The following is a 13,410-nucleotide window of genomic DNA, read 5'->3' on the forward strand; positions in this document are numbered from 1 at the left end:
GATTATTCGCTACTAAAATTATAAAGCAACAAAATAATTCTATCTATTGATATATATACACGTAGATTTACCCGTTTACACAAATCACTATAAATCAACCAACTAACTAGTCTTATCGTTTTTTGGCACGTTAATTGTTTTACAATAACTGTAATCAAAAAACACTTTACAATTATGAAAACGAAGATTCACGAATACCAAAAAAAAATGATATCAATGAGTAAAAAATTAATATCAATTTTTACCCTTTTGCTCCTAGTAGGAACAACGGTAAACGCAACAACCACCAACACAGTAGAAACAAACACAACAAACAACTATGTTAGAGGTTATGGTAATTCTTTCATATTTGTAGAAGGAGGCGTCGAGTTTTCGGTTTTTCCCGATGGACAATTTGATTTCTATATGCAAAATTATGGTCCAGATGTAAATGTTGGAATTAACACACCAGGTTTCTCAATTAGTTTTAACTCTGGTTATGATTATAATCCTTATGTACAGTATGACGATTTTGGAGCAATCATCCAAGTTGAAAATACAGCAATTTATTATGATTATTATGGACGTGTTACTCAAATAGGAAATGTAAACATTAACTATAATTCTTATGGACGCATTACACGATTAGGAGGATTATATGTACACTACAACAGTAATAGAGTTTACACACACTACACAGGTTTCATAAACGTATATAACAGAGCTTATGTTTACAGACCATGGCACACCTATTATGTTGCACCACCAGTAAATTACTGTGTAGTATATACAAGACCATACAGACAATATTACACTCCTGTAAGACATACATATTACAGACCATATAGAGATAACTATAGACAACCTGTAAGAGTAAATAGCAGACGAGGTACTGTTGCAACAACTGGACGAAGAACATCTACAATAAGTAACCGTTACAGACAAGAAGCAACACCAAGACGTAGTGATAATAGAAGTTTATCGTCTACTCCTAGAACGTCAACTAGAGGTGATAGAGCAACAACGTCTACACCACGTACAAACAGTAGTCCTAGAGTGAATAATAGAGATACAAAAGTAACACCTAGAACATCAACACCTAGAACAGTTACACCAAAAACATCGACACCAAGAACTAGAAATGTGACTAAATCACCTAAAACTGTGTCTAATAAAAAAGCGACACCTAGAACAGTAAATAAAAATACGAGTGTTAGAAAACCAAAAACGACAAATACACGTATATCTAGTAACAAGCGAAGTACAACTTCAAGAAATGCAACACAATCTAGAAGTAGCTCGCAAGTAAAAACATCAAGTCCAAGAACATCTTCTAAAACAAGAAGTTCTGGAACGAGCAGAACAAGATCTCGCTCATAACAATATTAAAGTTTTGGTTGGTTAGTAGATCGTCCCATAAGAGTATGCCTCAAAGCACCTTGTGGGACTTTCTCATTAATACTCACGAAAGTGGGTATCTCTTTTTATAATTAACACATAAAGTCTCGTAGAGTTTTCAAGAGAAGTGATTTAAATATTTAAAGCTTTTAACCCTTCCGTCTTTCGATTAAAAAAACGAAATCCACCTTCCTTCAAAAAGGGAAGGATTTTATTCTAGATGATTAAAGAATCATACTCATATTATTTAAGCCTTAAGTATTTTCGAATTGCTTCGGAAATATCTTCGGAAATATTTAATTTATAAATTAAGAAAACATACACGATACCTATTGCAATAGACTTCAATGCAATATTTAAATACGCATTAAACGGAAACTCCCAAAAGTAGAACCCAATTACTAAAAGCATTAAGAGTATTGTGATTTTTAAAGTTTCCGAAGTAAATGGAAGCATATTAAATTTTTGCTTTACAAAAATAATTTTAATCGTATTGTAAACTAAAATAGCAATAAACGTAGCCAGTCCTGCACCATTGATTCCATACATTGGGATTAACATGATGTTAAGTAAAACTGCCAAAACGGCTAGGATAACTCCAAAAACAAGCACCATTCTATAATAATCACTATTAAATAATATAGCGTTGTTATTTCCTAAGAGGTTGTCGTATAACTTGGCAATACTTATGAGGAAAACGACGATTAATCCACCACTAAATTCCGAAGGAATAATCTCATAAAGTTGATTGATATTTAAAACAATCAATAAGAATATGTAACCACTAATGACATATAACGTTAATGAACTTCTCTGATACAAATCTTTAAGTGCGCCTTTATTATTATCATTCAAATACTGAGCAGTTAATGGTAATAATATTTGATGCATAGCACGTTGCGGAACTGCAATTACTGTGGCAATAAAAACTGCAACACTGTAATACGCTACTTTTTCGATTTCGATATAATTATTAAGCATAAATTTATCAAGATCTAAGATGATCGTTGCAATAGAACCTGCAATGATAATGAGCGATGAATACTTTAAAATAGAACTCAGTTTATCTATTCTATTAAACCTAAACACTGGAAGTCTTCTGCTAAACGCATAAAACATCATAATTAAAGCTCGTAAGATGTAAACTCCAACAATGCCTAGCATAAACTGGTCAATATCTATGAGTTTAAAATAGACTAAAAATAAGAGTAACATTGCTCCTACACGATGAAAAACCTCTTTCATGAAATTACCAAAAACTGTTTGCATCTGTACTTTTACCCAAGCATAAAACACCTCAAAATATGCCATGGATAAAGCAGTGAGAAAAATATACCAGAGGTAGCCTCTAACAATTTCGTTTTTTGTAGTTAATAAATCAGCAATTGTATCATATGCAAAATAACCAACAAAAGCCAAAGGTATTGAGAGCGCAATTGGTAAAAACAACATCAATGTTAAAAAGCTATTGAGTGAGTTTTTAGATTTAAATGTAGAATAGAATTTTACAATCGTATTGTGTGCACCAAAAGCTAATAAAGGCATCATAATATTTGCTGCAGAAAGTATGTAAGCTACGAGTCCGTAATATTCAGCACTTATAAAATTGGTGTATAAAAAAAGTGTGCTAATAGCTCCTAAACCAAAACCTAAATAGGTTGTAATTGTATTTCTTAAGGATTGATGAAGAACGATTCCCATTAGATGATTCTAGACAATACTTTGGTTAGTGATTTTCTACTATACTGCTCCAACCCAATCGCATTAACAATTAAAGTGTTGGATTTAAACGCTTCAAAATACGACAAAATTTGTGATTTAATTTTTTCTTTGTCATCGTAATAAAAATAACGACCTGTATTTGTTGATTTTAAAATCGTTTCTACATCAGATTCTTTTGGACCTACAGCCATAATTGGAGTTCCAGAAGCCATATATTCAAATAATTTACCTGGAATAATAACTTTAGTGTCTATAGAATCTATCTCAACCATCAACAACACACGAGATGCCATTTGCGCTTTTATCGCGTCCTCATGAGTTACATAACCAACAGTATTAATGTAAGCTTCTAATTGAAATTCTTTGAGTGTTTGCAAAACATCTTCACTCACAACGCCTATTAATTTTAATTGAAATTCACTTCGGAAATTTTCATTCTCGTCAATGAGTTCTTTTACAGCAGTCCATAATTGCTTTGGGTTTCTTTCAGATAATAGTGAACCAATATGTGCTAGCGTAAATTTTTCGTCTTTTTTTGGACGCTCAATTTTATGTGCATCATAACCATTTGTAATAACAGTTATTGGGTGGTTTGTTTTGGATAAAAATTCTTTTTTAGTGTTTTCACTAGTGACGATAATCTCATCAGCAGATTGTAAAACTTGCGACTCTAATGCTCTGTGTTTTTCTGCGGAAGATTTAGATAATTTCAATTGTTTATGATACCCAATGGTTGTCCAAGGATCTCTAAAATCTGCCAGCCACTTCACTCCTAGTTGCGCTTTTAATTGTAAACCAATAAGATGTAAACTGTGTGGTGGACCAGTAGTAATTATGGTTTTGATGTTATGTTCTTTAATATAATCTGAAAGAAATTCTACTGATGGTTTCACCCAATTCTTTCTCGCATCTGGAATAAAAAAATTACCTCTCACATACAACATTAAACGTTGCATAATACTTTGCTTTTTTTTCTTCGGAATTACCCCAGAACTAATCTGTTTAGAATCCTTTTTTGATAATAGATTTGCAAAACGATAAGGTTCGCTAATAGCTTGTTTAAGGATTTTTATATCTTTTGAAACTTCACTCAATAAACTATCATCTTCAATAGGATAGCTTGGGTTTTCTGGGCAATACACAATAGGTTCAATACCATACTCAGGTAAGTATTTGACAAACTTCAACCATCGCTGAACTCCTGGACCTCCTGCTGGTGGCCAATAGTATGTGATGATAAGTACTTTTGTTTTACTCATTTTTGTCATTCCTGCGAAGGCAGGAATCTATTAGTTTTTTATTAATTCTGGATTCCTGCCTGCGCAGGAATGACAATTAATCTTCCTTCCTAAACCCAAACCAAACTCCACCAATCAACAACAATCCTAATAATACAGAACTCCCAAGCGCAATCATACTTCCGGTTTGTACCACTTGAGGTTCAAATTTAAATTCGATATCGTGATTTCCAGCAGGAATTTGTAAGCCTCTTAATGTATAATCTACGCGTTGAATTGGTGTTTCTTTTCCATCGATGGTTGCTATCCAACCGTTTCCGTAGTACATTTCAGAAAACACTGAAAAACCTTCATTTGGGTTTGATGACTTATAGGTCAACTTATTTGGTTGATGTGCTGTTAGAGTTATTGTTGCTGTAGAATCGACATTGAAACGTTTTGATGATAATTCTGAAATAGTTGTTACTGCTTTGGTTAAAGTCTGTAAACTATCTAATGCTCTAATTTCTTCATTAGCAGATTCTAATTTCTCCAATTCACTCACAAACCACGCATTTCCATTTGCATCTTCATTAACATAAGGAAATACTTGTCCTTGTTCTTCTGCAATAAAATATTTTGTATTGAGCATATTGAGGACATTCATATTATTTCTAGAAATATGAAAATCAAACAACTCATCAAAGCGTTTTAATTTTGCTGCGTGATAACCACTTAATGTATTATGAAAATAAGCTGCTCTGGCTGGTGCTCTGCTGCCTTCATTAGAAATATCAAGGACTCTAAAATGTCCTTTGTCTTCCATAATTTCTAGATCTGCAGCATTTGGTTGATATGGTTTATCAACTTTATATGCAGACACAAAATTATCTGTGTTGACATAACGTCTATCTACACCAACTAGATCAAATAATATTAAAATAGCAAAAATACCGACGACTAAAGTTTCAGAAATTTTCTTCTTAATAAACATAAATATCGTACCTGCAGATAGCAGTACTAATATCAATGTCCGAAGTGTATCTTGAGTAAAAAATGCTTTTCTATCTGCTCTAAGCGCATCAATATAACCTTGACCGTATTCTCCATACGCTTGTCTGTAGTAACCATCATTTGCTCCAACAAATTCAAAGAATGTAGATTTAAAGAGTAAGAATATTAATGCTAAACCTCCAACAATTGCTAAAGAAATTTTGAGTGCATTAAGTTTATGCTCGTCTTTATCAAAATCATTGAATAGTTTTACCAATCCGAAAATTGCCAATACTGGCACACACAATTCTACAATCACTTGGATTGAACTTACGGCTCTAAACTTATTATAAAGTGGTACATAATCAATAAAGAAATCGGTTAGAAACCCTAGATTTTTTCCGTAGGATAATAAAAGTGCTAATACTGTTCCACCAACAAGCCACCATTTTAAGCGACCTCTCACTAAAAATAATGCAAATACAAATAAGAAAATCATCACTGCTCCTATATAAGCTGGTGCTTCTACAATGGTTTGTTCTCCCCAATATGTAGGTGCATTTTGAGATTCTTGCAAGGCTTGTACAGGAGTTGCTCCTATATTTCTAAAAAACTTGTAAATCTCAGAGTCTTTACCAACATCTTCTCCACTTCCTCCTCCTAGAAATCTTGGAATGAAAAGGTTGAAGGTTTCTAACTTTCCATAACTGTACTCTGTAATATATTCTTTACTCAAACCGGAAGACACTTCTTTTGGTGAACCATCTGGATTGATCGTTAATTCACTTTGTCCACGTGTGCTTTCTTTGACATATTCTTGTGTTGCAAGAATATTAGTAGCATTAAGACCAATGGCTAAAATTAGCGCAACGACCATTAAACCAACCGATTTAAAAAAGTGAGGCAACATTTTTTTTCTATAAGCATCTATCAAATAAGCGATTCCTAATACGACAACCAGCAACATCAAATAATAGGTCATTTGAAAATGGTTGGCACCAATTTCTAAACCTAAGGCGACTGCTGTGAGTAGAAAACCTGCGATATACTTTTGCCTAAAAGTGAGCACAATTCCTGCGAGAACCAAAGGCATATAAGCTATTGCGTGTGCTTTACTATTATGACCAACACCTAGAATTATAATGAGATAGGTGGAAAACCCAAAGGCTAAAGCTCCTAAAGCTGCAAGTTTGTAATCTACTTTAAGACAGAGTAATAAGATGTAAAATCCAATGAAATAAATGAATAGATAATCTGCTGGACGTGGTAAAAAACGCAACACAGCATCTAATTTTTTGATATAATTATGTGGATATCTTGCTCCTAATTGGTAAGTTGGCATTCCACCAAACGCACTGTTTGTCCAATAGGTTTCTTGTCCTGTAGTGGCTTTAAATTCTTTTTGTTGTTCAGCCATACCAATATAATGCATGATATCGCTTTGATATATTTTCTTGCCTTGTAAAACCGGACTAAAATACGCTAATGAAATGGCTACAAAACCAACTAAAACCAATAAATGAGGTAGAAATTTTTTAAATGAAAATTGCATGAAACGCTATTAAATGGATTGTTGCTGAAAAGTAGTTATTTTTTTTAAAAATACCACTTCATAAGATTACAATGTGTGAATTATAATATTTCCGAAGTAAAAAATAATACGTTATGATAGTACTTTGAAAGATTAATCAACCTCTTCGTAATCGATGTATTCGCCTACTTTTTTATTAGAAGTTGTATTTCTATTTGGTATTTTATCTATAACAGTTTCACCTTCCTTTTGCGTAGGTTGTTGACGTTGCTGTTGTTGACCAAATTGACCTTCAAACTTTTGCTGCATTTTTTTTGACATGTAACGCATTAAATATGGCGCAAATAAACGCGTCAAAATTTTAATACCATACCACACCAAAAGTATAATAAGAATGGTTCTAAGAAAACCATATAATGATGCTTGTTGTAACATTAAATTAATTTTATTCAAAAATACAATTATCTCTATATAATTACTGTTATAAATACTTAAAAATTATATAAAATCTCTATATTTGAATTTAATCGATAACCTATGAAACTCATAAAAAAAGGGCTTATTTTTATAACATTTCTCTGTGTTCAGTTTATGTTTGCCCAATATACTGACGTTATTAATTCTAACAGACCAGGTGTCTCTAAAAGTGCTTTTTCCGTAGGAACAAACGTTGCACAAGTAGAAGTTGGACCATACATTATCAATGAAAAACATACACCTTTAAAATATGAAGTTTCTGGATTTGGTGTTGATTTTACGGCACGTTACGGACTCCTTTTTGAGCAGCTAGAACTAAATATAGAAGGAACTTACCAAAACGATACGTTTACAGATAATCGTTCTACAATTTCATTAGAAGACAAGCGTTCAAATTTTAAGCAATTTACGATTGGAGCAAAATATTTGGTATATGATCCTTATAAAACTAAAGATGGTGAAGAAGAGGAAAAACCTAATTTATATAGTTATCATGCCAATAGGTCTTTTAAATGGAAATCTCTAATACCTGCAGTTGCTGTATATGCTGGTGCAAATTTTGACACGAAGAATAATCCATATACTGCTCCAGGAATTGAAGGTTTTAGTCCTAAAATCATGGTGGCTTCTCAAAATAATTTTTCTGGAGGTTGGGTTTTAGTAACCAATTTATTAATGGATAGAATTGGTACAGATTACTCAGAGTTTCAATACATCATAACGCTTACGCATTCTTTCAATCCGCAATGGGTAATTTTTGCAGAAACGCAAGGCATCAAAAGTGATTTTTATGCAGACAATTTATTCCGTTTTGGAGGTGGTTATTTATGGAGTAAAGATTTCCAATTAGATACTGCTTTGACTTTTAATAGTAAGGATACACCTTCTGTTTTTGGTATTAACTTCGGAATGTCTTACCGCTTCGATTTCCATGTGGATAAAGAAACAGACAATGGGAATTCTAGAAAAGATGCCGACAAACGGAAACCTAAAAAGAAAAAAGGCAAGAATAAAAGAGCAAATGATTTTGATGATGACGGAAGCCTTTAAGCCTAAACTATGATTACAGTAAAAGAAATTCATTCTAAAAAGGAATTAAAACAATTTGTAAAATTTCCTTTTAAACTTTATAAAGATTCTCAATATTGGGTTCCTCCTATTATTAAGCAAGAATTAGAAACGTTTAATAAAGACAAAAACCCCATTTTTGAGGATGCTGAGGCACGTTTTTTCTTAGCCTATAAAAACAATGAAATCGTTGGTCGTGTTGCTGCTATCATTAATTGGTTAGAAGTTAATAATCAAAAGCAAAAGAAAATGCGTTTTGGTTGGTTTGATTTTATTGATGACTTAGAGGTCTCTAAAGCACTTTTGGAAGAAGTCAATCGCATAGGAAAAGAGAATAACCTTGATTATACTGAAGGTCCTGTTGGGTTTTCTAACCTTGATAAGGTAGGTGTTATAACAGAAGGTTTTGACGCCATAGCTCCAATGATTACTTGGTATAATCATCCCTATTATGTTAACCATTTTGAAGCACATGGTTATACAATAGAAAAAAATTATTCTGAAAGCCAATTTCCGTTTGAAAACGTAAAACCAGAATTTTTCAAAAAAGCGCAAGAACTCATAAAACGTCGCTATAGTTTACGTGCTCTTAAATTTACTAAAACATCTGAGGTGATGCCATATGCAGACAAGATGTTTGATTTATTTAACGAAAGTTACTCTTCATTATCTTCTTTTGTTGCGATTACAGACATTCAGAAAGAATATTTTAAAAAGAAATTTATAAGTTTTATCAATCCTGATTACATCAAATTCGTTGTTGACAAAGACGATGAACTTGTTGGTTTTGCTATTGTCATGCCTGCGTTTTCTAAAGCACTTCAAAAAGCAAATGGTAAGTTATTTCCATTTGGATTTAGACATATTTTAAAAGCTAAAACGAATAGCAAAGAAGTCATTTTCTATTTGATTGGTATTCATCCAAAATATCAAAATAAAGGTGTGCATGCTGTTATTTTTAACGAATATTATGAAACGTTTAGACAACTAGGAATTAAAACCTGTTTCAGAACTCCAGAGTTAGAAGACAATGAAGCTATTCACAAGATTTGGAAACACTTTTTCCCTGTAGTGTACAGAAGACGTAAAACGTTTAAAAAATCGCTGTAAAGATTATAACGATAAAATAGAATTGCAATGAGTGACAAAATAAGTTTAAAAAGTGCAATTTCTATAGGTATTGGTGGTATGGTTGGTGGAGGAATCTTTGCTGTACTTGGTCTTGCTGTATCATTATCAAAAGGCGCAACTCCTGTGGCTTTTCTTTTTGCTGGTATTGTAGCTTTTATAACCTCTTACTCTTATGTAAAACTCACTCTCAAATTTCCTGATAATGGAGGTACAGTAAAATTTATAAATGAAGGTTTTGGAAAAACCATTTTTAGTGGCTCAATCAACAACCTTCTTTGGATTAGCTATATTATTATGTTGTCGCTTTACGCTTCTGCATTTGGGTCTTACGCACCAAATCTTTTAGAACTTTCTGGTAGTGTGAAAATAGACACTCATATTTATTCTAGTGCTATCATAATTATTGCTACAATCATCAATTATTACAGTGTAAAAGTGGTGTCTACGATTGAATCTTATTCCGTCGCTATAAAACTTATAATCCTTATTGCGTTTATCGGAATTGGGATTTATGGTCTCTTCGGAAATCCTAACTTATCACAACTTTCGGCTACAAATTGGGAAAGCCCAATTCAAATTCTAACTGCAGGAATGGTTATTTTAGTGGCTTATGAAGGGTTTGAACTTATCGCTAATGCAGGATCAAATATCATCAATCCGAAGATAAATATCCCAAAAGCCTATTACTATTCAGTTGGCTTTGTGATTTTACTTTACATCATAATTTCAATTGTAACTGTTGGTTCATTGTCTTTTGATACCATAAAATCTGCTGAAGAATATGTTCTTGCTAAAGCAGCAAAACCAATGCTTGGTAAATTAGGATTCACTGTAATGACCGTTGCTGCTCTTATTTCAACATTCTCGGCAATAAATGCTTCATTATACGGTGGAAGTCGCGTGAGTTATCAAATTGCTAAAGATGACGAATTACCTCACGAGCTTACGGGTAAATTTTGGAATCAACCAATTGGCCTTATCATTACTGCTATTGCGACCTTAATTCTTGTGAATTTTTTGAAGTTAGAAAGCATTTCAACTGCTGGTAGTGTTGGATTTTTAATCATTTTTGCAGTAGTTAATTATGTCGGATTCAAACTAAGTAAACAAATCAACGCAAAACGATGGATACCTACTATTGGCTTAATTTTATGTACGATATCGTTAATTGTATTAATTATAAAACAATTTGAATCTAATAGAATAGGTGTTATCGTTGCACTTTCTATAGTTGCCTTGTGCTTTATAATAGAATACTTTTACAAAAACACTGAAAAGAAAACTAAATAAAAAAATCCGATTCATATTTGAATCGGATTTTTTAAATCTTTATATTATAATCAAATTACTCACCCATTGCAGCCATTACTGAAGCAGATAAGCGTTTGTATGTTCCGTTTTCTAAACGTGTTCTAATCGCATCAAAAGCATCAAGCGTATCAGTTACATCTTGTAATGTATGCGTTGCAGTTGGTATCATTCTTAATAAAATTAATCCTTTAGGGATTACTGGATACACAACGATAGAACAGAAAATACCATAGTTTTCACGTAAATCACGAACTAAAGCCATAGCTTCAGGAATACTTCCTTTTAAATATACTGGAGTTACACAACTTTTTGTCGTTCCTATATCAAAACCACGTTCTTTTAATCCAGATTGTAAAGCATTGGTGATTTTCCAAAGATTTTCTTTTAATTCTGGCATTGTACGCAACATATCTAAACGTTTCAATGCACCTACAACAAGTTGCATTTGTAACGATTTAGCAAACATTTGCGAACGTAAATTGTATTTTAAGTAATCAATGATTTCTTGATCTGCAGCAATAAAAGCACCTGTACTTGCTAAAGATTTAGCAAATGTTGCAAAATACACATCGATATCATCTTGTACACCTTGCTCTTCTCCTGCTCCAGCTCCTGTTTTTCCTAAGGTTCCAAAACCGTGAGCATCATCAACAAATAATCTGAAGTTAAATTTCTTTTTAAGTGCTACAATTTCTTTTAAACGACCTTGTTCACCTCGCATTCCGAAGACACCTTCAGAAATAACAAGAATTCCTCCACCTGTTTGCTCTGCCATTTTAGTAGCACGCTCTAAGTTTTTTTCTAAGCTTTCTATATCATTGTGCTTATAAGTAAAACGTTTACCCATATGTAAACGCACACCATCAATAATACAAGCGTGAGCATCTACATCATAAACAATAATATCATCTTTAGCTACTAAAGCATCTACAGTAGATACCATCCCTTGATAACCAAAGTTTAGTAAATAAGCAGCTTCTTTGCTAACAAACTCAGCAAGTTCGTTTTGTAATTGTTCGTGTAATTCTGTATGACCAGACATCATACGTGCACCCATTGGATAAGCGGATCCATATTGTGCTGCAGCTTCTGCATCTACTTTACGAACTTCAGGATGGTTTGCCAATCCTAAATAGTCATTAATACTCCAAGTAATAACTTCTTTACCTTGAAATTTCATTCTATTAGAAATCTCACCTTCAAGCTTTGGAAACACAAAATAACCTTCTGCTTGAGAAGCCCATTTCCCTAATGGTCCTTTGTCCTTATATATCTTTGCAAATAAATCCTTCATTTATAAGTCAGTTTTAGTCATATTAGTTGTTAGAATTTGCCTAGGGTTCTTAATTTTCTTAGAAAACAAGAAGACAGACTCGATGCAAAATTAGTTAATTAAATTATGACAGCATAATATTTTTATGAACCAATGTTCATAATTAATCTAAATGCAAAAAATCCTATTACTTAATATCGTAATAGGATTTTAAAAGCATCTAAAATGCTATTTATTTTATGTACTGAATTTTTTCAGCAATTTGTGTCTTACTATCAAAGAAACCTTGATCTTCCATCCACTTATCACTATACACTTTACTCATGTAACGAGACCCATGATCTGGAAAAACAACAACTACTTTATCTCCTTTTTTAAATTCACCTTCTTCATTAAGTTGTTTTAGTGCTTGCATTGCTGCACCACTTGTATAACCAACGAATAAACCTTCAGTTTTAGATATTTCACGTGCTGTGTGTGCACTTTCTTCATCTGTAACCTTGATAAAGGTATCAATTAAATCAAAATCTGTTGCTGTTGGTATTAAGTTTTTACCTAAACCTTCAATACGGTAAGGGTAAATCTCTTTATCATCAAACTCGCGAGTTTCATGATATTTTTTTAATACAGAACCATAAGCATCAACACCAATCACTTTAACGTTAGGGTTTTGCTCTTTTAGGTATTTAGAAATTCCTGAGATTGTTCCTCCTGTTCCGCTACAAGCCACTAAATGTGTGATTTGCCCTTCTGTTTGTTGCCAAATTTCTGGACCAGTTGAATGGTAATGAGCATCTAAATTAAGCTCATTAAAATACTGATTGATATATACAGAACCTTTTATTTCATCATGCAAGCGTTTTGCTACTTGATAATATGAACGAGGATCGTCTGCTTTAACATTGGCTGGACACACATAAACTTGTGCTCCCATTGACTTAAGCATATCAATCTTATCTGCAGATGATTTTGAACTTACAGCCAAAATACACTCATAACCTTTAATGATACTTACCATAGCAATACTAAAACCTGTATTACCAGATGTTGTTTCTATAATAGTATCTCCAGGAGATAAGATGCCTTTTCTTTCGGCTTCTTCAATAATGTGAAGTGCAATTCTGTCTTTTGACGAATGACCTGGATTAAATGCTTCTACTTTTGCAAAGAAGTCGCCTTCAAAACCTTCAGTCATTTTATTTAATTTGATGAGGGGAGTTTTACCTATTAATTGTAAAACGTTATCAAATACTTGAATGTCTTTTTTCATAAATGCTATTTATCAGTTTCCTACTTTTAAATCTGAAACG

The 13,410-nt window shown here is 32.8% G+C and carries 10 protein-coding genes; 4 read left to right on the plus strand and 6 right to left on the minus strand.

Features of this window, described 5'->3' with window-relative positions:
* The first annotated feature begins 216 nt into the window (after positions 1 to 216).
* Positions 217 to 1,359 carry a hypothetical protein gene (locus tag WNY78_RS14165; protein WP_342873867.1) on the plus strand — a complete coding sequence of 381 codons (1,143 nt, stop codon included), beginning with the start codon at positions 217 to 219 and terminating at the stop codon, positions 1,357 to 1,359.
* A gap of 261 nt (positions 1,360 to 1,620) precedes the next feature.
* Here the strand turns inward: WNY78_RS14165 and WNY78_RS14170 are convergent, their stop codons facing one another.
* The 4 genes from WNY78_RS14170 to WNY78_RS14185 all read right to left on the minus strand — a co-directional run bounded on the left by WNY78_RS14170 (position 1,621) and on the right by WNY78_RS14185 (position 7,275).
* Positions 1,621 to 3,078: a polysaccharide biosynthesis C-terminal domain-containing protein gene (locus WNY78_RS14170; RefSeq protein ID WP_342873868.1), complete on the minus strand. Its 1,458-nt coding sequence runs from the start codon at positions 3,076 to 3,078 to the stop codon at positions 1,621 to 1,623.
* Positions 3,078 to 4,358: a glycosyltransferase family 4 protein gene (locus WNY78_RS14175; RefSeq protein WP_342873869.1), complete on the minus strand. Its 1,281-nt coding sequence runs from the start codon at positions 4,356 to 4,358 to the stop codon at positions 3,078 to 3,080. Before WNY78_RS14175 ends, WNY78_RS14170 begins: the two co-directional genes overlap by 1 nt.
* A gap of 76 nt (positions 4,359 to 4,434) precedes the next feature.
* A complete protein-coding gene (locus tag WNY78_RS14180) occupies positions 4,435 to 6,861 on the minus strand; it encodes a YfhO family protein (protein WP_342873870.1) in 2,427 nt (808 codons plus the stop codon).
* 132 nt (positions 6,862 to 6,993) lie between these two features.
* Positions 6,994 to 7,275 (minus strand): DUF4834 family protein, encoded by a 282-nt coding sequence (locus WNY78_RS14185; RefSeq protein ID WP_342873871.1) that lies wholly within the window; start codon positions 7,273 to 7,275, stop codon positions 6,994 to 6,996.
* Positions 7,276 to 7,377: 102 nt separating this feature from the next.
* Here WNY78_RS14185 and WNY78_RS14190 point away from each other — a divergent pair, with 102 nt between their 5' ends.
* From WNY78_RS14190 to WNY78_RS14200, 3 genes are read left to right on the plus strand one after another with little or no spacing between them, the layout of a single operon-like run.
* Positions 7,378 to 8,367 (plus strand): transporter, encoded by a 990-nt coding sequence (locus WNY78_RS14190; RefSeq protein WP_342873872.1) that lies wholly within the window; start codon positions 7,378 to 7,380, stop codon positions 8,365 to 8,367.
* Between the two features lie 9 nt (positions 8,368 to 8,376).
* On the plus strand, positions 8,377 to 9,495 hold the full coding sequence (locus WNY78_RS14195; protein ID WP_342873873.1) for a GTP cyclohydrolase: 1,119 nt from the start codon (positions 8,377 to 8,379) through the stop codon (positions 9,493 to 9,495).
* Between the two features lie 27 nt (positions 9,496 to 9,522).
* Complete coding sequence (locus WNY78_RS14200) at positions 9,523 to 10,806, plus strand: APC family permease (RefSeq protein WP_342873874.1); 1,284 nt, start codon at positions 9,523 to 9,525, stop codon at positions 10,804 to 10,806.
* 55 nt (positions 10,807 to 10,861) lie between these two features.
* Here WNY78_RS14200 and WNY78_RS14205 read toward each other — a convergent pair whose 3' ends face one another.
* Together WNY78_RS14205 and WNY78_RS14210 are read right to left on the minus strand one after the other, a co-directional pair.
* A complete protein-coding gene (locus tag WNY78_RS14205) occupies positions 10,862 to 12,121 on the minus strand; it encodes an aminotransferase class I/II-fold pyridoxal phosphate-dependent enzyme (protein WP_342873875.1) in 1,260 nt (419 codons plus the stop codon).
* A gap of 211 nt (positions 12,122 to 12,332) precedes the next feature.
* Positions 12,333 to 13,370, minus strand: a complete 1,038-nt coding sequence (locus tag WNY78_RS14210) for a cysteine synthase family protein (RefSeq protein WP_342873876.1) — start codon at positions 13,368 to 13,370, stop codon at positions 12,333 to 12,335.
* Positions 13,371 to 13,410 lie beyond the last annotated feature (40 nt).

This window comes from Psychroserpens sp. AS72, from assembly GCF_038900375.1.
In the GTDB taxonomy this organism is placed as follows: Bacteria; Bacteroidota; Bacteroidia; order Flavobacteriales; family Flavobacteriaceae; genus Psychroserpens.

Excerpts from the sequence above, each read along its gene's own strand:
- WNY78_RS14165 (WP_342873867.1), top strand. The coding sequence starts at position 217 with ATGAGTAAAAAATTAATATCAATTTTTACCCTTTTGCTCCTAGTAGGA.
- WNY78_RS14170 (WP_342873868.1), bottom strand. The coding sequence starts at position 3,078 with ATGGGAATCGTTCTTCATCAATCCTTAAGAAATACAATTACAACCTAT.
- WNY78_RS14175 (WP_342873869.1), bottom strand. The coding sequence starts at position 4,358 with ATGAGTAAAACAAAAGTACTTATCATCACATACTATTGGCCACCAGCA.
- WNY78_RS14180 (WP_342873870.1), bottom strand. The coding sequence starts at position 6,861 with ATGCAATTTTCATTTAAAAAATTTCTACCTCATTTATTGGTTTTAGTT.
- WNY78_RS14185 (WP_342873871.1), bottom strand. The coding sequence starts at position 7,275 with ATGTTACAACAAGCATCATTATATGGTTTTCTTAGAACCATTCTTATT.
- WNY78_RS14190 (WP_342873872.1), top strand. The coding sequence starts at position 7,378 with ATGAAACTCATAAAAAAAGGGCTTATTTTTATAACATTTCTCTGTGTT.
- WNY78_RS14195 (WP_342873873.1), top strand. The coding sequence starts at position 8,377 with ATGATTACAGTAAAAGAAATTCATTCTAAAAAGGAATTAAAACAATTT.
- WNY78_RS14200 (WP_342873874.1), top strand. The coding sequence starts at position 9,523 with ATGAGTGACAAAATAAGTTTAAAAAGTGCAATTTCTATAGGTATTGGT.
- WNY78_RS14205 (WP_342873875.1), bottom strand. The coding sequence starts at position 12,121 with ATGAAGGATTTATTTGCAAAGATATATAAGGACAAAGGACCATTAGGG.
- WNY78_RS14210 (WP_342873876.1), bottom strand. The coding sequence starts at position 13,370 with ATGAAAAAAGACATTCAAGTATTTGATAACGTTTTACAATTAATAGGT.